The sequence below is a fragment of the Cobetia sp. SIMBA_158 genome (assembly GCF_046566945.1).
Lineage (GTDB): Bacteria > Pseudomonadota > Gammaproteobacteria > Pseudomonadales > Halomonadaceae > Cobetia > Cobetia amphilecti.
Genome location: NZ_JAWJYL010000007.1, coordinates 139,272 through 160,853, shown reverse-complemented (window position 1 = coordinate 160,853; position 21,582 = coordinate 139,272). Strand labels below are relative to the sequence as shown.

The following is a 21,582-nucleotide window of genomic DNA, read 5'->3' as shown; positions in this document are numbered from 1 at the left end:
GATGACGACAACCATGACGAACACGCTGGGCGGCGCCACGGCGTTGGCACGCTGTCCACTGCCCGAGAGCCTGGTCAGCCCGATGACGACCGCGACGGCAGATGTCTCGACGGCGGCCCTCAGTCACTGTGCGCTCGCCGACATGAGCGCTCTGGGACGCGCAGGCGTGCGCGGCCGCGACGCCGCCGATTGGCTGGCCGCACTGGGCTTCACGGTGCCGGGCGCGCCCAATGCGGCAACGCTTCAGTCAGACGGCAGCTGGCTGGTCAGGCTGTCAGTGGGTGAGTTTCTGCACCTGGCGCCGACCATCCCCCCACAGGCGGGCGTGGCCGAGCTGCCGCTCATCGCACAGGCGGATGAAGCGCTGGCCCAGGGCATGCGCGTGCATTCCCTGCCACGGCGTGATTCCCACGCCTGGTTCAGCCTGAGCGGCAGCACCCTGCCCGCCCTGATGGCCAAGCTGTGCGGGGTGGATCTGCGCAGCGAAGCCTTCCCGCCGGGAAGCGTCGCCCAGACCTCGGTGGCACGCACCAATGCCATCATCGTCAATGCGGGGAGCCTTGCGTGTCCCTGCTTCCACCTGCTGTTCGACATCGCCTCCAGCCACTATCTATGGGGCGTCATGCTCGATGCCATGCGCGAATACTCCGGCGAGAAAGTGACAGCCGCTGCCCTGCTGGCCCATCATCACGGCTAGCGATTGCGGCGCGACATCGGTATCCGCCCGCGGATGCCTCTCGCTTTATCACCCGCTCCCCGTCGCTGCCTGACCCACAGGCCGCGACGGGGACGCTGCGTTTCGCCAACCGCCTGTCGTACGTTGCCAAAGGAACCAGGTATGTCCGATTCCCAAGTGTCGCTGTCCAGCGGGCAAGATGTCGCGAGCGCCCCGACAGCACTTTCCTCGCTCGCGGCATCGCGCGAGAACGATTACACCGTGCCGGCGCTGTTTCGCGGGCTGAGAATCCTCGAGATGTTCAGCAGCAGTCGCAAGGTGCTGACCACCAACGACTTCGCCGAGGAGCTGGGCACCAGCAACTCGGCCATCTACCGCATCGTCATCACTCTCACCGACATGGGCTATCTCAAGAAGATCGCCCGCAATACCTATGAACTGGGGCCACAGGTCATCTCGCTGGGCTTCAGCTATCTGGCCAGTCGTGACCTGGTCGAGGTGGTCGCGCCCCACCTGGATACCCTGCGCGACCAGACCACCATGTCGTGCCACTTGAGCGTTCGCGAGGGCACGGACGCCATCTATCTCTACCGCGCCTTCGCCGCACAGCGAATATCGGTCAACATCCCCATCGGTTCCCGCCTGCCGTGCCATGTCAGCGCCATGGGGCGCATTCTGCTCACGGTACTGGGCGAGGATGAACTGCAGCAGCTCTACCGCCAGATTCGGCTGGATGACTACCCACCGCCGGCACCCCAGAATCTGCCTGCCCTGAAGGATGCCATCGAGGAAGCTCGCCGCCAGGGATGGGTGGAGAGTCGCTCTGACTACGCCACCGCCATTGCCACGGGACTGTATGACCATACCGGTCATCTGGTCGGCGCCATCAATATCTCGGGCCCTGATGCGATGATGGCCGATGAGCGCCGCCGCCTGCTGTTGCGCGGCGCGCTGATGGACTGCGCCCGCCATATCAATCATGAGCTGGGTGGCCTGCACCGCCGCTGACGCCGTGTCCGTCTGATCGCGGCTTGTTCATCCCGGGCCCTTCATCATCCCTCTTGTTACCGCCTCCTTTACCCTATCCTTTCCCCCGCCGTTCACCCTCCGTTCGCCCTGGAACACGAGAAGGCCCGCCAATTGGCGGGCCTTCTCGTATCACATGCTGGCGGGGCGCATCACGCTCTGAATCATCAAATTCTGCGCCTCTGAATCATCAGACTATGAGACTCCAGCACTTGGGGTGCGGGCTCAACGCGTCGCCCCCTTGAGTACCGCAGCCGAGGCCGCAGCGCTCGCCTTGCCGGCGTGCCCGGACACATTGCCTTCCCCCTGTGACGGCGAGGACATGTTGACGAATTCCGGGTAGGCACCCATGCCGCATTCGTGCATGTCCATGCCTTCCAGTTCTTCTTCCTCGCTGACACGCAGGCCACCACAGACCTTCTTGATCACCAGCAGCGCCACGAAGCTTGCGCCGAACATCCAGGCGAAGATGATCAGCGTGCCCAGGATCTGGGTGCCGAAGTCCGCCTCCGGATTGGAAAACAGCACTGCCATGATGCCCCACAGGCCTGCGGAACCATGCACGGAAATCGCACCGACCGGGTCATCGATCTTGAGGCGATCAAGCCCCACCACCGACAGCACCACGATGATGCCGCCCACTGCGCCGACCAGTACCGCAAGGCCGGCAGACGGCAGCAGCGGTTCCGCGGTGATCGAGACCAGACCGGCCAGAGCACCATTCATCACCATGGTCATGTCAGTCTTGCCGAACATGGCGCGTGACAGCAGTGCCGCGGCCACCATGCCCGCAGAGGCCGCCGCATTGGTGTTGACGAAGATACGCGCCACGCTGTTGGCATCATCGAGACTAGCGATCTTGAGCATCGAGCCGCCATTGAAGCCGAACCAGCCCATCCACAGGATGAACATGCCCAGCATGGCGATCGGCAGATTGGCGCCCGGGATGGCACGCACCTTGCCGTCAACGCCGTAGCGACCCTTGCGCGGACCGACCAGCAATACCGCCGCCAATGCCGCCGCCGCGCCCGCCATGTGCACGACCACCGAGCCTGCGAAGTCCTGATAGCCCATCGCATCCAGGAAGCCGCCGCCCCACTTCCAGTAGCCTTCCACCGGATAGATGACCGCGACCATCACCACTGCGAAGATCAGGAACGGCCACAGGCGCATGCGTTCCGCCACGGCCCCCGAGACGATGGACATGGTCGCGGCTGCAAACACCGCCTGGAAGATGAAGTCCGCCATGCTGGAGTAATAGGCGGCGCCTTCGCCAGCACTGATGTCGCTGAGGCTATTGTCAGCGCTGAGCATGAACGAAAGCCCCGGAATCACGCTGCTGATGGCGTTGTCACCGGGGTACATCACGTTGTAGCCCACCACCAGGAACACCAGACAGGCGATGCCGTAGAGCAGCGCATTTTTGGTCAGGATCTCGACGGTATTCTTGGAGCGCACCAGCCCGGATTCCAGCATCGCGAAGCCGCAGGCCATGAACATGACCAGCGCGGTACACATCAGGAAGTAGAACGTATCCAGCGCGTAGCTGAGTTGCAGCACATCGATATTCACCAGCGTTTCCCCTTTGTTGTTATCCGCAAGCGCTGTGGTCGGTGGCTTGCGATCCATTCCCTGTCACGCCCTCGGCGCCGAGAGTTGTTTGCCGAGAGCTCTTTATCAGGAGCGGTTTGCCAGAAGCAGCTTGCCGAGATCGTGGCCTAGACCGCTGCCTGAGCCGTCGCTTCGGCGTTGGCCGCGACACTTGTCTCGCGGGCTTCCAGCCACTCGAGCACGCTGGGCAGATAGCGCGTCAGTCCCTTGTAGTCGATCAGCTCCGCCGGCAGGGTCTTCAGCACCTTCAACAGCCGCGTCTGCCAGACCGGGTTGGTACACAGGTCTTCCAGACTGATCAGATAGGTGCGGATACCGAAGAACAGCGCATGACTGCGCGGCATGCGCACCAGCGTCTGCAGCTCGACCCGCAGATGCACATCACGGCCAGCATTCTCTGGCGTGATGGTGGTGCGATCACTGCCCCACTCGGCGTAGGTCTCCGGGGAGCTGTCCATGCGCGGATGGATGGTCATGGTCCAGTTCAGGCGCCGCACCGGCCCGCCGACCTGGATGGCGCACAGGTATTTGAGCGCGCGATCGAATACGCCCATCTCATGCGCCAGCGGCACCGGGCCATGCCACTGCTTGAAGCTCATGCCGGCGTCGAAGGCCAGTGACCAGTCCGCCGGACAGGTGATCATGCCGGCGTCCATGAAGAGGTCACCGTCGCGCTGGTCGAGCAGCGCGATATCGCCCTGCATCTGACGGCCGATATAGTCCAGCGGCGGCAATGGCAGGCTGGCGTCATCGCCCATGCAAAAGGCCTGCTCCAGTCCCAGCAGATGATTGCGCCACACGCAGTCATCGCCGTCGCGCTCGAAACTGAAGGCCTCGGGATAGTCCCGGGCGTAATGCGTCATCACGAATTCCAGGAAGTCCCAGGCGGCCGGCTGCATGTGCGGCATCACCAGACAGCGTCTGGGGTCCTTGGCCAGCACCCGCTCACGCTCGGCGATCTCGCTCAGATAGTGCTCATCGATATCCAGCATGTGCTCGGTGATGGAACCCGGCTTGCCGGGCAAGGTATGCGGCTCGATATTGACCGAGTAACGGTACTCATCTTCCGGGAACGGGAAGGGAAAACGCTGGATGGCGTGATCGGAATTCTTGAAGGTGAACAGACCATGAAACGCCTGGTCATCTCGCGGGGAAAATTGCATGTTCCTGCTCCTTGGGGGTCCATCTCGCGAAAGACGTATTCAGAGATCCAGCACCAGCCGCTGGCTGCGTGCCCGGGAAACGCAGGGCATCACGCAGCGCTGACTGGCCCGCTCCTGTTCATCGAGGAAGGCATCACGGTGCTCCGCCTCCCCCTCCAGCATCTCGACCCGACACTGCCCGCAGACGCCGCCACGGCACAGGCTCGTCACCTCGACACCGCTGCGCTCCAGCGCTTCCAGCATCGACTCCTGGGCGCCAACCGACACTTCGACGCCGCTGGTGCGTGCCACGGCCGTGAAGGGAGTCCCCGGTTCCGGGGCGGCAAAGACCTCGTGGTGGATGCGCGCGAGACTCCAGTGCAGCTCGCGTGCCGCTTCCTTCACGGCATCGATCATGGCCTGCGGGCCGCAGAGATAGACGTGCGTACCGGCGGGCTGACGCGCCAGCAAGGCCTTCAGGTTCGGGCGTTCGAGACGATGCTGGGTGATGTTGCCACTCGCCAGATAGGGCGCGGCCTCCGGGAAGCGGGCGACGTCGAGGTCCTGGCTGCGCAGGTGCAGCTCCCAGCTGGCGCCACGCCGCTCAAGCTCCGGCAGGTAGGAGAGAAACGGCGTGATGCCGATGCCGCCTGCCAGCATCAGGTGGTGGCGCGCCTGCCAATGCGGCAGAAACAGGTTGGCCGGCGGGCTGAGTTCCAGCTCGTCGCCGACCTGCACGCGGGAATGGATGGCTTCGGAGCCACCACGCGAGACCGGCTGCCGACGCACCGCGATGCAGTAATGCGAGGGATCATCCGGCGGGCTGATCAATGAGTAGGCGTTGCGACACACCCGCCCCTCTCCCGGAATGCCCAGCACCACATGACTGCCCGGCGAGAACGGCCTGAAGGGGGACGCCTCATCGGCAGGCACCAGAGTGAGACGGCGCACACTGCTGCTGAGCTGATCGACCGCGGCGACCCGCGCCTTCATGAAGCGAGACATGGTGCCACCTCCTCCTGTGGGGGAATCTCTCCCGGGGCTTCCGCATCGATTCGCACGCCCATGTAGGCGCCGAGACGCTTGGAAAAATGATCACGCACTTCCAGCATCAAACCGCAGCCATCACAGGCTGCCGGCGAGTGGATGACATGCTCACTGACCTGCTGACAGTGCACGCAGAACACATGCCGCCCCAGGGCAGCGACCGGCAACATCACCATGTCATCCAGCAGCAGCCCCTGCTGCTGAGCCAGATTGGCGACCTGCCACACGAAATGCTCACTGCCGATGATGACCAGACACCCCGCGACACCGATCTCGCTGATGGCGCCGACCAGTGCGTCGCAGGCCTTCGGGCGGTCATCGACGTCATACCAGCGATGCAGGCGGGTGTTGACGGCGGGCCCCGTGGACAACGCCTCTGTTGCCGGGGCGGATTGCACGGCGCCTCCCACCTCGCGGCTACCGAGCTGATCAAGCAGCGTACTGATCAGCTGACAATGCATCTGCAGCTGCTGACGGGCGTTGCCCGCCGCCTCACCAGTGCCTGGCAGGCTCTCGGGAGACTGGCACGCCACCAGATAGCGTTGAGCATCGGGCAGCGCCTCGATGCGTGGATAGTGTTGCCGACTTCGAATCCCGGCAGTGACAGAGGATGATTGCGGGCTTTTCATGACACGACCCTGCTCTGAGAAATTGTCCTTGTTGTAATGCCGCCGTCTTGACGATGACGTGCATCCGACTACCACCCAATTTCTTGAGCATATTTCGTGCCATTGACGGCAAAATCATTGCCCTACATACTCGATAAAATCGCCTGAAAACTCCGTTTCACACATGAAAAATTAATCGAGACATTCACGCACCAAAACAGAACATTCAGCTCAAGTAAAACGGCTTTTATTCACCATTATTGCTCTGTTTCAATCTCACCTCACAAGCCAACCTCTACGCCTGACATCTTTCTCATGAAATACCCACAAGATCCTGAAAGAATGGAAAAAATCTGCCTTTAGAAAATCACGACCTCTCCATCGACACGACACCATGTGCTACTCCACAGCCAGCATTCTGACGCGCTTTCCCTTGCATTATATTGGCCGTATTCCTTGACTTGACTCAGCACAAAATAAGGCGCCTCACCGAAGGGGTGAGGCGCTCTAATGACTCGATGACGTCAGGTCACATTTCTCCATATCAACCGGAGCATAGTTACTGTCATTGCGACAGCTTTCCTGGACAACATTGCGGCGAGCTTGCTGACAAAAGGCTCCGCAGCTTTGCCATGACAATCATGCGCAATGAAACACTCACAAGAGAGATCGTGCCATCAGTAACCGCCCTGGCCCGGCACCCAGTTGGTGCCCGCCAGCGGCACCCGGGCCATGGCCGCGGCTTCCACGTTCAGGGCGACCAGATCTTCCGGTTCCAGATGGTGCAGGTGCGACTTGCCACAGGCACGTGCCAGGGTCTGGGCTTCCAGCGTCAGCACGCGCAGGTAGTTGGCCAGACGCTTGCCGGCTGCGACCGGGTCCAGTCGCTGGCTCAGCTCCGGGTCCTGGGTGGAGATACCGGCCGGACACTTGCCATCCTGGAAGTCGTCATAGAAACCGGCGGCGGACCCCAGCTTCTGATACTCATCGGCATAGCGCGGATGGTTGTCGCCCAGCGCAATCAAGGCGGCGGTACCGATGGCCACGGCGTCGGCACCCAGCGCGATCGCCTTGGCCACATCTGCGCCGTTGCGAATCCCGCCGGAGACGATCAGCTGCACCTCACGGTGCAGGCCCATCTCCTGCAGTGCCTGAGTGGCCTGGGGGATGGCGGCCATGGTCGGAATGCCGACGTGTTCGATGAAGACATCCTGGGTGGCGGCCGTGCCGCCCTGCATGCCATCCAGCACGATGACATCCGCACCCGCCTTCACCGCCAGCTTGACGTCGTAGTAGGTGCGGGTCGCGCCGATCTTGACGTAGATCGGCACCTGCCAGTCGGTGATCTCGCGCAGTTCGGCAATCTTGATCGCCAGGTCATCCGGGCCGGTCCAGTCCGGGTGGCGACAGGCGCTGCGCTGGTCGATGCCCTGCGGCAGCGTACGCATGCCCGCGACCCGCTCGGAAATCTTCTGGCCCAGCAGCATGCCGCCACCGCCTGGCTTGGCGCCCTGGCCGAGCACGACTTCAATGGCGTCGGCCTTGCGCAGGTCGTCCGGGTTCATGCCATAACGTGACGGCAGATACTGATAGACGAGGCGCGAGGACTGGCCGCGCTCTTCCGGGGTCATGCCGCCATCGCCGGTGGTGGTGGAGGTGCCGATTTCCGAGGCACCACGGCCCAGCGCTTCCTTGGCCTGGGCGGACAGGGCACCGAAGCTCATGCCGGCGATGGTCACCGGCGTGCTGATCACGACCGGCTTCTTGGCATGGCGCGTGCCAAGCACGACTTCGGTCTCGCACTTCTCGCGATAGCCTTCCAGCGGATAGCGCGACATGCTGGCGCCGAGGAACAGCAGGTCATCGAAATGCGGCACCTTGCGCTTGGCGCCCCAGCCACGGATATCGTAGATTCCCGTCTCCGCCGCGCGCTGGATCTCATGAATGACATCGCGGCCGAAGGTGGCAGATTCCCGCAGTGCCGGGTTGTAGGGCTGTGTTTGAGTCTCGTCGGTCATGTTGAGCATCCTGATCAGTAGGCTGAGGCGTTGTCGACCTTGAAGTGATAGAGCTGACGCGCGGATCCATAACGCGTGAAGCTGGCCGGGTCTTCATCGATTCCGGCACTCGCCAGCAACTCCGCCAGTTCTTCCAGGTGCTCGGCACGCATGTCCTTGGCGATGCAGTCCGCGCCCAGCGATGCGACCGTGCCCTTCACGTAGATTCGCGCTTCGTAGAGCGAATCGCCGAGGCCTTCACCGGCATCGCCGCAGACCACCATGCGGCCCGCCTGGCCCATGAAGGCACTCATGGCCCCGATGTTGCCCTTGACGACGATATCCACGCCCTTCATCGAGATGCCGCAGCGCGCCGAGGCATTGCCTTCGATAATCAGCAGGCCGCCGTGGGCGGTCGCGCCCGCGGACTGGGAAGCATCGCCCTTGACCCGCACGCAGCCGGACATCATGTTTTCCGCCACCCCGACCCCGGTGTTGCCGTGGATGGTGACGCTGGCCTTCTGGTTCATGCCCGCGCAGTAATAGCCCGCATGGCCATCGATATCGACACTGATGTCGTCATTGATGCCGCAGGCGATGTTGTGGGCGCCGTCGGAATTGACCACTCGCCACTCACGCGCGTCCTTCAGGGTGTCGGCATCGTGCAGGGCCTGGTTCAATTCGCGCAGCCCTTCAACGGCCAGATCGTGTGTCTTCATCATTACGCGGCCTCCGAACGGGCGGTGTCTTTTTCCCACAGATACAGGCGGCCGGGTTCCGGCTCCCACACGCGGGCATCCTTGATGCCCGGCAGACTGGCCAGGGCACGGTATTCCGAGGCCATGGCCACGTAGTCATCGGTCTCGGCGATCACGGCAGGCTTGCAGGCGATCGGGTCACGTACCACGGCGAAGCCATCACGCGTGCCGATGGTGAAGGTGAAGAAGCCATCAAGGTCCTTCAGGGCGCCGGTGATCGCGGCTTCCAGGCTGTCGCCCTGCTCCAGACGCCAGGTCAGGTAGCCGGCGGCGACTTCGGAATCGTTGTCGGTCTCGAAGCTGATGCCCTCACGCTTGAGCTTGGTGCGCAGCCAGTTGTGGTTGGACAGCGAGCCGTTGTGGACCAGGCACAGATCACGCCCGGTGGAGAACGGGTGGCTGCCCTGCAGGGTCACGGCGCTTTCGGTCGCCATGCGGGTATGGCCGATGATGTGGCTGCCCTGCATGCCCTTGAGGCCATAGAGGCTGGCGATATGGGCCGGCAGGCCCACCGCCTTGAGGATCTCGATGCTCTGCCCCACGCTCAGCACGCGAATCTGCGGGGCGCTGTCGGCAAGCCAGCTGCGCACGGCACTTTCTTCCCCGGCGATCTTGAATACCGCGACACTGGCATTGCTGAACCAGTCCGCCACCGTGCCGACCTGCTCGCCCAGGCCCTTGGCGATCGCCTCCCAATCCTCATCGGCACCATCGCTTTGCAGCGTCAGCTTGATGCCAGCGTCAAATTCGTCGCCATAGATGGCGAAGCCGGCGCTGTCCGGGCCGCGATCGGTCATCGCGATCAACATCGGCTCGAACAGCTCCCCCAGGCGCGATTCCAGCGCCGGGTTCTTGAGATAAAGCCCTACGATTCCACACATGGTGATGTCCTCTCACGGGCAGGAGGCGTCTCCTGCCTGATGTCTTGAGCGTGGTGGTGACAGTGGCGACCCTCGTCTGGCATGCCCCGCGAGATCCGCGAGCGCCGCCGGATGAGATCAGAAGAATTCGGCGTAGCGCTGGACTTCCCAGGCACTGACCTGCGCGTTGTAATCCAGCCATTCCTCGCGCTTGAGGCGCATGAACTCGGCGCAGATTCCCTCGCCCAGGCTCTCGCGCAGAATGCTGTCCGCCTCGAGCGCATCGATGGCCAGCGCCAGATTCTGCGGCAGCTTCTCGATGCCCTTCTCGGCGCATTCGCTCGGGGTCAGCGAGTAGAGATTTATGTTGTGGGGCGTGCCCGGGTCCAGCTTGCGCGCTACGCCATCCAGCCCCGCCGCGATGATGGCGGCGTGCACGAGATAGGGGTTGCAGCCGGCGTCCGGCAGGCGGAACTCGAGGCGACCGTAGGGCACACGCACCATGGCCGAGCGGTTGTTGTCCCCGTAGGCGATGAAGACCGGCGCCCAGGTCGCGCCGCTGGTGCTGCCACCACCGACCAGACGCTTGTAGGAATTGACGGTCGGCGCGGCAAAGGCACACAGCGCCGGAGCATGTGCCAGCAGTCCGCCGAGGAAGTGGTACGCCAGCGGCGATAGGCCCATGCCCTGGGCGTCGGAATCATCGCCGAACAGGTTGCGGCCGGTGTCATCGCACACGGACAGGTGGAAGTGCATGCCATTGCCCGGGCGGTCCGCCAGCGGCTTGGGCATGAAGGAGCACACCATGCCCAGGTCATTGGCGATCTCGCCGGCGGCCATGCGCACGAAGGTGAAGCGGTCTGCCGAGGTCAGCGCATCGCTGTAGGTGTAGTTGATCTCGAACTGGCCGTTGGCGTCCTCGTGATCGATCTGATAGACGTCGAAGTCCACCGCCTGCAGCGATTCGACCAGACGTTCGAGGAATTCACGCGAACGCGACAGGCCCTTGTAGTCGTAGCAGGGCTTGGCGAGGGTATCGCTCTCGTCCACCGGCAACAGCTCACCCGCCTCCCCCCTGCGGAACAGCGAGAATTCCGGCTCCAGCCCGCTATTGAGCGTCCAGCCCTTCTCCTTCAGGCGCTCCAGCTGCTTGAGCAGCACCACGCGGCTGTCGTTGGCGAACGGCTGACCATTGACGTAGCCATCACAGGCCATGCGCGCATAGCCCGGCTGCCACGGCACCAGCGACAACGAGCTCAGATCACCCCGCGCCATGAAGTCCGGCCCCTCCGGCGACATGCCGAGACCACTGACGGCGAAGCCGGCAAAGCCGGCGCCCTTCTCGACCACATCCATCAGGCAATTGGCCGGCACGGACTTCGTCTTGGCAGCGCCATGAATATCCACGAACTGCGCCAGCAGATAGCGAATGTCGTGATCCTTGATGAACTGTTGCGCGTTTTCGGGTGACATCTGGGTTTCCTCTGAGAGCGGACCGGGTTCCATCTCCCTCGACACTGTCTGCCACCCCGGGAAACCTGACCCCTTGTGGTGACTCGCCACGTCAAGATAGCGGATGAAACGAGTTTTTGTGATTCCTGCTGGTCAACTTTATTTCCCCCAAAGAAAAGCATGCAGCATGCCATTTCGCCAGTTGCCGCCCAGAGCTTTTCACCAACCTCCTGTTTTACATGTAAATTTATTTTCCAAGCTCGTTTTACCCCACAGGAAACGCCAAGTGATCCTGAGTGAATTCCTGCCCGTTTCTCGAAATAGGCATCATTTCGGTGCCCAAAGCCCTCTCTTCGCACCATCATGACGCAAAGCGCTAATATTCACGCCCTGATTCGTGCTGCCAATCGGCGTCTGACTCGCTCAAGGGCTGCCGTGGCCATGGCCTTTGACGGAATTGGCAAGCCCCTTGCTTAACTATGGGGAATGTTTCTTTCCTTCCAAGAATCGACTCTCGTGCGATCAGGCAAGGCAAGCAGCAGGCACAAGCCCTGGTGAAGCGCCTGAAGAGGCGAAAGAACAACAACACCTCCTGCGGCGGATGCGCGTCTTGCGCGACATCATCGCCAGCATCAGCAGGACTACGGCACCCCCCATTTACGCTAGGCAGCACGACTCACAGGAGAAAGGGACGCATGGCGAATTCATGGCGCATCTCGGCACTGGCCGAACAACACCGCAAGCTGGGCGCGGAGCTTGAAGACTGGAATGGCATGGGCACCGCCTGGAATTACGCCGTCTCGGACACGGCCGATGACCACGAGACCATTCGCACCCGCGCCGGTCTGATGGATGTCTCGGGGCTCAAGAAGATCCACTGCAATGGCCCGCATGCTCAGGCCGTGCTGGATTACGTCACCACGCGGGACATGTCCAAGCTGTATCCGGGCAAGTCGGTGTATGCCAGCGTCTTGAATGAGGCCGGCAAGTTCGTCGACGACTGCATCGTCTATTGCCTGGCGCCGAACTCCTACCTCGTGGTGCACGGCACGGGCACCGCGAATGAAATGCTGGCCAAGAGTGCCCTGGGGCGCGCCGTCAGCCTGACCTTCGATGACGACATGCATGACATGTCACTGCAGGGTCCGGTCGCGGTGGATTTCCTGGAGCGTCACGTGCCGGGTATCCGTGAGCTGCGTTACTTCCACCATCTGCAGACCCAGTTGTTCGGCTGCCACGTGATGATCTCGCGCACCGGCTACACCGGCGAGCGTGGCTACGAGATCTTCTGCAAGGCCAAGGATGCCCCCTCTCTGTGGGAACAGATCCTCGCGGAGGGTGCCGACATGGGCATCAAGCCGTGCAGCTTCGGTACCCTTGACTGGCTGCGGGTCGAGAGCCACCTGCTGTTCTACCCGGCGGACAATTCCGAAACCTACCCGTACCCCGACCAGCCGGTGGGCGACACCTTGTGGGAGCTGGGCCTGGACTTCACCGTCTCGCCGGGCAAGACCGAATTCCGTGGCGCCAGCGAACACTTCGCGCTGCAGGGCAAGGAGCGCGTCAAGGTCTATGGCGTGCTGCTGGATTCGAAAGACGTCGCCCAGATCGGTGACAAGGTCTACGCCGACGGCAAGTGTGTCGGTGTCATCACCCAGGGCATGTACTCGCGCCTGAGCGATCGTTCCATGGCGCTGGCACGTCTCGAGCCCGGCTATGCCGAGCATGGCACCCCGCTGACCCTCAAGACCGGCACTGACGGCGAGACCAGCCTCTCGGCCATCAGCCATTCCCTGCCCTTCGATGACCCGGAAAAGGCCAAGCGACTGGCTCGCGGCTGATCGCACGCCACAGCCACGAGGCAACAAGCTCAAGCCCCGCGGCGACAGCGCGAATCGCGTGATGCTGGATAGCGTGAAACCTGAGAGGCCTCCTCGGCATGGCGTCGAGGAGGCCTCTTGCATCACATGCCATGGAGTCAGACCGAGGACTGGCCACAAACGTGGATGAGGGTTGGCGGTAAACTTGATAATGTCACCCGATATTCGCACGCGGGTGACGCGCAACGACTCCCACAAGGACGCGTATTCTCACCCCGCCTGATCATTGTCCTTATCGCATTCACCTCCGCCACAGGAGTTATCCATGCCGCGAGAATCCTCACATTCCTCCGATACACCTCAACCGACAGCGCCTGACACGAAAGTGTCTGACACGAAAGCGCCTTCGCTGGCCGCGGAACCTGTCGCGCAGTCCGAGGTGAAGGAGACCATCACCGCGGCAGCCGACGAGACACGCCTGGGACTCGAGCAGCACATTGCGCGCGCGCTCAAGCAGCAGCGAGTCTCGCAGGGCTACAAGATTTCCGACGTCTCGCGTATCGCCGGTGTCAGCCAAGGCATGATCAGCAAGGTGGAGAACGCCCAGGTATCCACCAGCCTCGATACCCTCAACAAGCTGTGCAATGCCTTGAGCCTGCCGATCTCGAAGCTGTTCAGCGATTACGATGTCAACGGGCGTGGTGCCCAGCACATCAAGGCCGGACAAGGCATGCAGGTAGTGCGCACCGGCACGGAAGTCGGCCATGCCTACCAACTGTTGAGCTACAAACAAGGCCCCAAGAAGCGCTACGAACCCTTCCTGATCACCATGGATGACGCCAGCGAAGTCTTCCCCAACTTCTGTCATGCCGGGCATGAATTCATCTACCTGCTTTCCGGCAACCTCACCTACCGTCATGGTGACAAGTTCTATGACATGGGGCCCGGTGACAGCCTGGCTTTCGATGCCGGTGTGCCGCATGGCCCCGAGAAATTGAACGAGGTACCGATTCAGCTGCTGTCGATCATTCACTACGACGATGCATGAGCCTCTCTGACGAATGAGACCCTCGAACATCCATCATCATCGTCATGGGGACTGGACAACATCAATGAAGATTCGCCTTGCCACACCCAAGGATGCTCAGGGAATTTCACGCGTTGCGTCCGCACTGGGCTATCTGCCCCACGACGATGATGCGTTGATCCTGCAGCGACTGGAGCACCTGTTGGCGTCACGCCATGACCGCATCTGGGTGGCGGAACAGGCGGGCGAAGTGATTGGCTGGCTGCATGCCCAGCATGTCTTTCGTGTCGCTTCAGCCGATTTCATCGAGATCCTGGGCCTGTCCGTCGCACAAGAGGCGCAACGACAAGGCGCAGGGCGGGCATTGGCCAGGCAGGCCATCGCCTGGGCATCCGACGAGGCGCTGACCCTGCGGGTTCGCACCCATGAGGCGCGCGATGTCGCCAGGAAATTCTATGCCGCCTGCGGCTTTACGCTGGTCAAGACACAGTGCGTCTTTCAGATGACTCCGTGATTCTGTACGCCTTCCTGATCGAGCTCGCCCGCCTTCCGGACTGAGTACGCCCCGCTATCATCCACTGCAGGCCGAAGAAAAAATCGTCTGCCATGACAGCGTTGCGAGACGCGACCTGTATAGCTCTTCATTCCTCTGGCAGTCGTATCGCCTGAATGGCGGCAGAGTTTTCGTCGTTTCCTCCAGCTACGGCACCTGTTTTCTGCGCGAAGAGGCATGAGGATGACGCTTCTTGCATGACATCCCTCCCCACGAGAATCTTGCCATCGCGCCGGCATGAGACTTTCGTCCGCCGGTGAAATATGTTTTTGACAGTGCCTTTTTCTCGGCTAGATTGAGTCGATGTAACGGGTTACATTCGAAGACCAGACATGGTTGCCCCGGCCATGTCCGCTACCTGCCCCACTGCATCATCCCCAACAATCAGAGGGTCGCTTCAGTCCCTGCTACGCCACGTACGCCCTGCTCCATGCATGACCTTCATAGAACAATCAACAATAAACGGAGACTCGACAATGGCTTGGTACTACTCCTATATCATTGGCTATTTCGTGATCATGTTCGCGATCGGCTACTACTACTTCCGCAAGGTGAAGACCTCTGACAGCTATCTGATTGCCGGCTGGAACATGGGCTACTGGAAGATCACCGGCACCACCATCAGCACCTGGTGTGGCGCGGCTGCCTTCATCGGCTGGATGGGGATGGGCTTTTCCAAGGGGCTCTCGGGGTACTTCATGTTCGCCCTGCCCGGCATCATCGCGAGCCTGATGCTGGTCATCTTCTTCAGCCGCCCGCTGCGTCGCAAGAAGCTCTATACCCTGGCGGACCTGTTCGGGCGCCGCTTCGGCCGCAAGGCCAGTCTGTTTCCCTCCTTCTTCTCAGCCTTCGTCTACTCGGTGCCTGCCACCGCGATCCAGATCATCGGCATGAGCACCATTCTCACCGTGGTGCTGGGGCTGGAGTTCAATACCGCCATCTTCGTGTCCTTTGCGCTGATTCTCGGCTTCACCATTCTGGGGGGCCTTGAAGCGGCCATCGTCACCGATGCCCTGCAGAGCATCCTGTTGATCGCCGGCATCATGGTGCTGGGCTTCACTGCCCTGAGTTATGCCGGGGGGCTGGAACATGCCCTGCTCAATACGCCGATCGAGTTCCTCGCCCTGCTGCCCGAGGGCAAGACGATGGAGGTAGTGACCTTTGCGCTGACGGTGGCGCCGTTCTACCTCGTCTGGCAGTGCACCTGGCAACGCATCTTCGCCTCCGAAAGTGAAGATGTGGCCATCAAGGCCGGCGTGTCAGGCTTCTCCATCGTGATGTTGATCTCCTTCTTGCCCTACTGCATCGGCGTGCTGGCGCGTCAATTCGTGCCGCTGGATACCTCGGCCGATCTCGTCTTCTCCTACGTCACCATGCAGTTGCTGCACCCGGCCATCGGCGGGCTGGTCATCGTCGGCCTGCTGGCCGCCCTGATGACCTCGGCGGATTCCTACATCCTGCAGGGCAGCTCCAATCTGGCGCATGATCTCTATGGCAATTTCATCAATCGTCACGCCAACGAGAAGCAGAAGATGGCCTCGGCACGCCTGAGTGTCGTCATCATCAGCGTGCTGGGACTTGGCGTCACCTTCCTGATGACCGACATCATCTCGGCCTATCAATGGGCGCTGCGCATCTCGGCCACCACGCTGATCTTCCCGTTCTTCGCGGTGATGTTCTGGAAGCCTGCGACGTCCCGGGGCTGCATCAGCAGCATGGCGAGCGCCCTGAGTGTCACCGCCCTCTGGCCACTGCTGTCGACTGGCATCGACCCCGCCTATCCGGGCTTCCTGACCTCGCTGGTCGTGCTGGTGGTCGTCAGCAAGTTGACCCGCCATAGCCCCAGCGAGGATGTCGCGGCCTATTACTGGGATGGTGCCGAGTCACACGCCGCAAGCGCTCTCCCGGACGCCGCCAAGCCGGATATCGCGCTGGCCTCGAAGGCCATCTGAGCGACACCGGATCACCAGGCCCATGAAGACAGGAAATGACTCGGGGCTTGTCGTTGCCACGAGCCATTTCACCGCCCCTGGTGCCTGGCTTGCCGCTTGCTTGTGATCTCTTCACCCGCTGACTGATCAGCAGAGTTCTCTCTGGCACGCCGTCATGACAAGGATGACTCACATGACCCGAGCAGTACCGACTTCCCCCAGCGCCGACAGGCCAGCCGCCCATCGTGTCCATAATCCCTACGCCCCGCTGAGCGAGTCAGAGCCTCAGCCCGGCACGCGCTGGCTCAAGGGCAATATCCATGTGCATACCCGCGAAGCGCTCGATGAGAGCATTTCGATGGACCGGATTCATGGCGAGGATCATGACGAAGTGATCCGGCGCTCGCAGGCCGCTCCCTTCCACTTCGATTTCGTGTGCACGTCGGTTCACCCCTACCTCAACAACATCGAGCTGTTCTCACGCGGCGAGCAGCGTGATGACTTCGTGGTGATTCCGGGACGCGAGATCCAGAACGACACCATCGACGATGGCGGCTATCTCGACGGCTATTTCGCCGGCGAGCATTCGAAATATCTGCATGTTCTGAGCATGGGCAAGGTCGGCGGCCTGTCGATCTGCGCCCACCCCAACTTCTTCGAGACCACCCGCCCGCGCGAGGGGGGCGAGTGGACACAGATCAAGAAGACGCTCCTCAACCCCTGTGCGCGCCTCGCGGAGATGAACATCATGGGCATGGAGGTCTACAACGGCCTTTCCATCCTGGAGGAACACATGGGGGCCAGGCCCTATGCGCCGCACATGGCAGAGCCCTGCTGGGATGATCTTCTGTGTGAGGGAGTGCGCTGTGCAGGCTTTGCCGGCAACGACGAGTTCTATCGCGAACAATATTTCTACGAGAACTACGCGCCACTGGGCTTCATCATGGTGGCCGCGGCGCTCAACGAGGCCGATATCCTGCGCAACGTGAAGCGCAACCGCTTCTATGCCAGCACCGGGGTGATGCTGGCCGATACGCCACTGGCAATGTCTGAACAGCAGGGGCGCTACACCTTTCGTGTCAGCGCACAGGGCAAGGTAAAGTGGAAGGCGATGGTGCAGCGAGGCGTGGACCCTACAGGCGCAGGCGAGCCAGACGCGCCGCAGCTGATCGAGATCACGGCCCCCACCGCTGCTGCAGAGTGGGAGCTGGAACTGGACGGCGACTGGAAGTACGTGCGATTTCAGGCCGAGTCGCCGGACAACTCCCTGCACCGCGCCTGGTTGCAGCCGATCTATGGTCCGGGCTGGGTCGACTACAAGACGCTGTGAGTCAGGCGCTACCAGTCAGGTCCCGTGAACAGGTGCTCAGCCCTGGCTGGGCGCCGGGCCTGCACTGCCACGAATCGCCAGCGACGCGTCCAGCAGGCGTGACGTCAAGGGCGCGTCTTCCTCGAGATGGCGGATCAACGCCTGGGCGATCACTTCGCCCATCTCCTCCACCGGCAGGTCTACCGTCGTCAGCGGCGGATTGAGGAACTCCGCCATTTCCAGGTCATCGAATCCCACCACCGAGACCTGTTGCGGCACACGGATTCCCCGCCGCTGCAGCGCCAGCATGGCACCACTGGCCAGCACGTCATTGAGACACATCACGGCGGTGATGCCATCCCGCAGGCCGCCTTGCCCTTCGCCATCGAGCGCACCCCCAGGCTCACAAGAAAGCTCGCCTATCGCGGCACTCGCACCGGCGGTGGTGACATCGACGAACTGATCATGCTCGCGATCGGCGCGGGCGGCCTCCAGCGCCTGCAGCGCGGCAACGGCGCCGTCGTAGCGCAGACGCGCGCGGTCGTTGTGCGCAAGCGGCTCGGAGAGGATAACGATACGCTGATGACCCAAGGACATCAGATACTCCGCCAGTGCCTTGGCCAAGCCGTAGTTGTCATAGCCCACCGTGATCAACGGCGAGTCCGGAAGATAGATGCTGTTGAAGACCACCGGCACCGAGAAGCGTGACAGGTAGTCCAGTGTCTCGGCGGCATGACTGCCACCGGGCAGAATCACGGCGTCCACCCCCATGTTGACCAGCTCGCGTACCTTGTCGAATTCCGTCACCCGCCCCTTCTGGGTAGTCGTCACCAGCAGGCTGTAGTGCGCCCGCGCCAGCGCGCCTTCCAATGCATCGATGAACTTGGCGTAGATCGGGTTCTCGAAGGTCGGGATCACGATCCCCAGGGTGCGCGACTGATGCTGAGACAGTACACGCGCAGCATTGTTGGGCAGGAAATCGAGCGCGTCGGCCGCCGCCAGCACCTTGTCGGCGGTCTTCTTCACCACCTTTTCGGGGTTGTTGAGTACCCGTGAGACCGTCGCGACCGACACCCCCGCCAGCTGGGCGACTTCCCTGACCCCGGCACGCCTAGGCTTGTTCATGGCTTGCTCTCCCTCGCCGCCTGCGTTCTTCGGGCCGGTTTCGCCTGGCGCAGGGCATCCAGCTCCATCAGATAACGCTCCAGCACCAGATTGGGTGGGCGGCTCTTGCGCGTGATGGCGCTGTAATAGGTGACATAGGAGTTGGCCACCGGGCTGAGCGCCTGCATCTGGCCATCGCGCACCCAGCGCTCGGCATAGTGGGTGGGCAGATAGCCCAGATAGCGCCCGGAAAGCACCAGGAAGGCGATGCCCTCGCGGTCAGTCGCGGAGGCGGCGGCTTTGAGCGGCTCGTGCAGCGCCTTGATCGCAGGCGTCTGCGCGTAGGCCGGCAGCACCGCATCATGCTGGCGAATCTCTTCCTCGCCCACCGGACGCCCCCGCGCGAGGGTATCGCCCGCCCGGGGTTCACGGAACAGCACATGGCCCCGCGCGCAGTAAAGGCAGGAGGTTTCCTCATAGAGCGAGCGATACTCGAGCCCCGGCAGCGTCTTGAGCGTCGGGATCACCCCGGTATGCAGGCGGCCATCCAGCACGGCGCGCTCGATCTCGTTGGGGGGAATCATGCGGATGTTGATCATCACCTCCGGGCCGTGACCCTTCAGCGCACTCAGCGCATCCGTGATGTGCATCTCGGGCATGGTGACCAGATTGTCGGTGATGCCGATGTTCAGCTCGCCCTTGAGCCAGGCATGCAGACCATTGATGCGTGTGCGAAAGCCCTCTGCCGCCGCCAGCATCTGCATCGCGGCCTCGTGGACTTCCCGCCCCTCATTGGTGAGAGAAAACCCGCTGCGCCCGCGCTGACAGAGCTTGAGGCCCAGCCGCGTCTCCAGGTCACTCATTGCCATGCTGATGGCGGAGCGACTGATGTTGAGCTCGATCTCGGCCGCCGAGAAGCCACCGCACTCCACTACCTTGCGAAAGATACGCAGCAGACGCAGGTCGGTATCGCCGAGCTGCCCCCGCATGACCTCGCCTCGCATAGGCCCGCGCCTCCTGTTGTTGAACGGTTCCGCGCCAGACGGCGCCGAGATGGCGTAGCGAACGCCAGCGGAAAGTTAAGTAAATGCTTTCCTGAAGATAAAGACAATGGCATTTATCTTACCAAAAGGACTTCCTAATCTCGTTGGACAGGAGCCGAGAACCAACAACAACACACTCTGTGGGAGACATCATGACCGCCTTCGATACATCCCCTTCCGCCCAGGCAGGCTTGAGCCAGGAGCAGCTCGATGCCTACTGGATGCCCTACACGGCCAACCGCCAGTTCAAGCAGGACCCGCGCATCATCACCAAGGCGCAGGGAGCCTACTTCACGGACTCCCAGGGCCGCCAGATCTTCGATGGCCTGTCGGGCCTCTGGACCTGCGGTGCCGGCCATTGCCGCCCGGAAATCGCCGAGGCGGTCAGCGCGCAGCTGCGCGAGCTGGATTACGCGCCCGCCTTCCAGTACGGCCATCCCAAGGCCTTCGAGCTGGCGCATCGCATCAAGACGCTGATGCCCGAGGGGCTGGATCACGTCTTCTTCACCGGCTCCGGCTCCGAGAGTGCCGACACCTCACTGAAGATCGCGCGTGCCTACTGGCGCAAGAAAGGCAAGCCGACCAAGACCAAGCTGATCGGGCGCAGCAAGGGTTATCACGGTGTCAACTTCGGGGGCTTCAGTGTCGGTGGCATCGGGGCCAACCGTTCGCTCTACGGTCAGGGGGTCGATGCCGATCACCTGCCGCATACCCTGCTCAAGGAAAATGTCTTCACGCCCGGCATGCCCAGGACCGGTGCCGAGCGCGCCGATGAGCTGCTGGAGCTGATCGCGCTGCATGATGCCTCCAATATCGCCGCTGTCATCGTCGAGCCGATGGCAGGCTCCGCCGGCGTGCTGCCGCCGCCAGTGGGCTATCTCAAGCGCCTGCGCGAGATATGCGACCAGCACGACATCCTGTTGATCTTCGATGAGGTCATCACCGGCTTCGGACGCATGGGTGCCATGAGCGGCGCCGAGGAATTCGGGGTCACGCCGGACATCCTCAACGTCGCCAAGCAGATCACCAATGGCGCGGTGCCGATGGGCGCCGTGGTCGTCAAGGGCGACATCTACCAGACCTTCATGGACAACGGCGGCCCCGACTACATGATGGAGATTCCCCACGGCTACACCTACTCCGGTCACCCGGTGGCGTGTGCCGCGGCGCTGGCAGCCCTCGACGTGCTCGAGAACGACCAGCTCATCTCCCGTGTCCGCGAGCTGAGTCCGGTATTCGAGAAGAAGCTGCACGAGCTCAAGGGCACGCGCTACATCAGCGACATCCGCAACTACGGCCTGGCCGGTGCCCTGCAGGTCGAGGCCTATCCCGGCGAGCCGGCGCGGCGCCCGTATGAGATTGCCATGCACTGCTGGAAGGCCGGTTTCTATGTGCGTTACGGCGGCGACACCATCCAGCTGGGCCTGCCGTTCATCACCGAACACGACGAGCTGGACCGCCTGATCAATGCCCTCGGCGATGCCTTCGCCGCCCAGGACTGACGGTTGCCGCTCAAGGCTGACGGTCGACGCTCAAGGCTGACGGTCGACGCTCAAGGCTGGCGATCGACGTTCAAGACTGACGCTCAACATTCAGAACTGACGATCAACACTACTTC

The 21,582-nt window shown here is 62.2% G+C and carries 18 protein-coding genes; 8 read left to right on the top strand and 10 right to left on the bottom strand.

Annotation, left to right across the window (positions count from 1 at the left end; all coding sequences use genetic code 11):
- Window position 1: 1 nt before the first annotated feature.
- Together R2R70_RS12435 and R2R70_RS12430 are read left to right on the top strand one after the other, a co-directional pair.
- On the top strand, window positions 2–697 hold the full coding sequence (locus R2R70_RS12435; protein WP_410978159.1) for a hypothetical protein: 696 nt from the start codon (window positions 2–4) through the stop codon (window positions 695–697).
- A gap of 141 nt (window positions 698–838) precedes the next feature.
- Entirely contained in the window at window positions 839–1,684 is an 846-nt protein-coding gene (locus tag R2R70_RS12430) for an IclR family transcriptional regulator (protein ID WP_410978158.1), read from the top strand.
- 243 nt (window positions 1,685–1,927) lie between these two features.
- On the opposite strand, the gene R2R70_RS12425 is transcribed toward R2R70_RS12430, so the two are convergent.
- From R2R70_RS12425 to glnT, 8 genes are all read right to left on the bottom strand, one after another.
- Window positions 1,928–3,331 carry an ammonium transporter gene (locus R2R70_RS12425; RefSeq protein WP_107334960.1) on the bottom strand — a complete coding sequence of 468 codons (1,404 nt, stop codon included), beginning with the start codon at window positions 3,329–3,331 and terminating at the stop codon, window positions 1,928–1,930.
- 89 nt (window positions 3,332–3,420) lie between these two features.
- The gene (locus R2R70_RS12420; RefSeq protein ID WP_410978157.1) at window positions 3,421–4,476 is read right to left on the bottom strand and encodes a heme-dependent oxidative N-demethylase family protein; all 1,056 of its coding nucleotides are present in this window, start codon (window positions 4,474–4,476) and stop codon (window positions 3,421–3,423) included.
- A 39-nt stretch (window positions 4,477–4,515) separates the two neighbouring features.
- Window positions 4,516–5,460 (bottom strand): PDR/VanB family oxidoreductase, encoded by a 945-nt coding sequence (locus R2R70_RS12415; RefSeq protein WP_107334962.1) that lies wholly within the window; start codon window positions 5,458–5,460, stop codon window positions 4,516–4,518.
- Window positions 5,445–6,131 carry a dimethylamine monooxygenase subunit DmmA family protein gene (locus tag R2R70_RS12410; RefSeq protein WP_410978156.1) on the bottom strand — a complete coding sequence of 229 codons (687 nt, stop codon included), beginning with the start codon at window positions 6,129–6,131 and terminating at the stop codon, window positions 5,445–5,447. Before R2R70_RS12410 ends, R2R70_RS12415 begins: the two co-directional genes overlap by 16 nt.
- Window positions 6,132–6,787: 656 nt before the next feature.
- Window positions 6,788–8,128 carry an FMN-binding glutamate synthase family protein gene (locus R2R70_RS12405; RefSeq protein ID WP_107334964.1) on the bottom strand — a complete coding sequence of 447 codons (1,341 nt, stop codon included), beginning with the start codon at window positions 8,126–8,128 and terminating at the stop codon, window positions 6,788–6,790.
- 14 nt (window positions 8,129–8,142) lie between these two features.
- Window positions 8,143–8,829, bottom strand: a complete 687-nt coding sequence (locus R2R70_RS12400; RefSeq protein ID WP_225996411.1) for a protein glxC — start codon at window positions 8,827–8,829, stop codon at window positions 8,143–8,145.
- On the bottom strand, window positions 8,829–9,746 hold the full coding sequence (locus R2R70_RS12395; RefSeq protein WP_054555958.1) for a class II glutamine amidotransferase: 918 nt from the start codon (window positions 9,744–9,746) through the stop codon (window positions 8,829–8,831). The genes R2R70_RS12400 and R2R70_RS12395 overlap by 1 nt, the downstream gene beginning before the upstream one ends.
- Before the next feature lie 117 nt (window positions 9,747–9,863).
- Window positions 9,864–11,198 carry a type III glutamate--ammonia ligase gene (gene glnT, locus R2R70_RS12390; protein ID WP_410978155.1) on the bottom strand — a complete coding sequence of 445 codons (1,335 nt, stop codon included), beginning with the start codon at window positions 11,196–11,198 and terminating at the stop codon, window positions 9,864–9,866.
- A 674-nt stretch (window positions 11,199–11,872) separates the two neighbouring features.
- Here glnT and R2R70_RS12385 point away from each other — a divergent pair.
- The 5 genes from R2R70_RS12385 (at window position 11,873) to R2R70_RS12365 (ending at window position 17,838) form a co-directional block, all read left to right on the top strand.
- Window positions 11,873–13,018, top strand: coding sequence for an aminomethyltransferase family protein (locus R2R70_RS12385; RefSeq protein ID WP_107334968.1), 1,146 nt, complete (start codon window positions 11,873–11,875; stop codon window positions 13,016–13,018).
- Between the two features lie 364 nt (window positions 13,019–13,382).
- Entirely contained in the window at window positions 13,383–14,045 is a 663-nt protein-coding gene (locus tag R2R70_RS12380; protein ID WP_410978154.1) for a helix-turn-helix domain-containing protein, read from the top strand.
- 64 nt (window positions 14,046–14,109) lie between these two features.
- The gene (locus R2R70_RS12375; RefSeq protein ID WP_410978153.1) at window positions 14,110–14,538 is read left to right on the top strand and encodes a GNAT family N-acetyltransferase; all 429 of its coding nucleotides are present in this window, start codon (window positions 14,110–14,112) and stop codon (window positions 14,536–14,538) included.
- Between the two features lie 515 nt (window positions 14,539–15,053).
- On the top strand, window positions 15,054–16,529 hold the full coding sequence (locus R2R70_RS12370) for a sodium:solute symporter family protein (RefSeq protein WP_410978152.1): 1,476 nt from the start codon (window positions 15,054–15,056) through the stop codon (window positions 16,527–16,529).
- A gap of 172 nt (window positions 16,530–16,701) precedes the next feature.
- Complete coding sequence (locus R2R70_RS12365; protein WP_410978151.1) at window positions 16,702–17,838, top strand: hypothetical protein; 1,137 nt, start codon at window positions 16,702–16,704, stop codon at window positions 17,836–17,838.
- Between the two features lie 36 nt (window positions 17,839–17,874).
- Here the strand turns inward: R2R70_RS12365 and R2R70_RS12360 are convergent, their stop codons facing one another.
- Together R2R70_RS12360 and R2R70_RS12355 are read right to left on the bottom strand one after the other, a co-directional pair.
- Entirely contained in the window at window positions 17,875–18,942 is a 1,068-nt protein-coding gene (locus tag R2R70_RS12360; protein ID WP_410978150.1) for a LacI family DNA-binding transcriptional regulator, read from the bottom strand.
- The gene (locus R2R70_RS12355; protein WP_410978149.1) at window positions 18,939–19,925 is read right to left on the bottom strand and encodes a LysR family transcriptional regulator; all 987 of its coding nucleotides are present in this window, start codon (window positions 19,923–19,925) and stop codon (window positions 18,939–18,941) included. The genes R2R70_RS12360 and R2R70_RS12355 overlap by 4 nt, the downstream gene beginning before the upstream one ends.
- A gap of 191 nt (window positions 19,926–20,116) precedes the next feature.
- On the opposite strand from R2R70_RS12355, the gene R2R70_RS12350 reads away from it, so the two are divergent.
- Window positions 20,117–21,466 (top strand): aspartate aminotransferase family protein, encoded by a 1,350-nt coding sequence (locus R2R70_RS12350; protein ID WP_043332339.1) that lies wholly within the window; start codon window positions 20,117–20,119, stop codon window positions 21,464–21,466.
- The last annotated feature ends 116 nt before the right edge of the window (window positions 21,467–21,582 follow it).

What these genes read in the sequence shown, in the direction of transcription:
- R2R70_RS12355 (WP_410978149.1), bottom strand. Translation starts at nt 19,925, where the DNA reads ATGCGAGGCGAGGTCATGCGGGGGCAGCTCGGCGATACCGACCTGCGT.
- R2R70_RS12415 (WP_107334962.1), bottom strand. Translation starts at nt 5,460, where the DNA reads ATGTCTCGCTTCATGAAGGCGCGGGTCGCCGCGGTCGATCAGCTCAGC.
- R2R70_RS12360 (WP_410978150.1), bottom strand. Translation starts at nt 18,942, where the DNA reads ATGAACAAGCCTAGGCGTGCCGGGGTCAGGGAAGTCGCCCAGCTGGCG.
- R2R70_RS12370 (WP_410978152.1), top strand. Translation starts at nt 15,054, where the DNA reads ATGGCTTGGTACTACTCCTATATCATTGGCTATTTCGTGATCATGTTC.
- R2R70_RS12435 (WP_410978159.1), top strand. Translation starts at nt 2, where the DNA reads ATGACGACAACCATGACGAACACGCTGGGCGGCGCCACGGCGTTGGCA.
- R2R70_RS12385 (WP_107334968.1), top strand. Translation starts at nt 11,873, where the DNA reads ATGGCGAATTCATGGCGCATCTCGGCACTGGCCGAACAACACCGCAAG.
- R2R70_RS12430 (WP_410978158.1), top strand. Translation starts at nt 839, where the DNA reads ATGTCCGATTCCCAAGTGTCGCTGTCCAGCGGGCAAGATGTCGCGAGC.
- R2R70_RS12425 (WP_107334960.1), bottom strand. Translation starts at nt 3,331, where the DNA reads ATGGATCGCAAGCCACCGACCACAGCGCTTGCGGATAACAACAAAGGG.
- R2R70_RS12395 (WP_054555958.1), bottom strand. Translation starts at nt 9,746, where the DNA reads ATGTGTGGAATCGTAGGGCTTTATCTCAAGAACCCGGCGCTGGAATCG.
- R2R70_RS12365 (WP_410978151.1), top strand. Translation starts at nt 16,702, where the DNA reads ATGACCCGAGCAGTACCGACTTCCCCCAGCGCCGACAGGCCAGCCGCC.
- R2R70_RS12350 (WP_043332339.1), top strand. Translation starts at nt 20,117, where the DNA reads ATGACCGCCTTCGATACATCCCCTTCCGCCCAGGCAGGCTTGAGCCAG.
- R2R70_RS12400 (WP_225996411.1), bottom strand. Translation starts at nt 8,829, where the DNA reads ATGATGAAGACACACGATCTGGCCGTTGAAGGGCTGCGCGAATTGAAC.
- R2R70_RS12405 (WP_107334964.1), bottom strand. Translation starts at nt 8,128, where the DNA reads ATGACCGACGAGACTCAAACACAGCCCTACAACCCGGCACTGCGGGAA.
- glnT (WP_410978155.1), bottom strand. Translation starts at nt 11,198, where the DNA reads ATGTCACCCGAAAACGCGCAACAGTTCATCAAGGATCACGACATTCGC.
- R2R70_RS12375 (WP_410978153.1), top strand. Translation starts at nt 14,110, where the DNA reads ATGAAGATTCGCCTTGCCACACCCAAGGATGCTCAGGGAATTTCACGC.
- R2R70_RS12420 (WP_410978157.1), bottom strand. Translation starts at nt 4,476, where the DNA reads ATGCAATTTTCCCCGCGAGATGACCAGGCGTTTCATGGTCTGTTCACC.
- R2R70_RS12410 (WP_410978156.1), bottom strand. Translation starts at nt 6,131, where the DNA reads ATGAAAAGCCCGCAATCATCCTCTGTCACTGCCGGGATTCGAAGTCGG.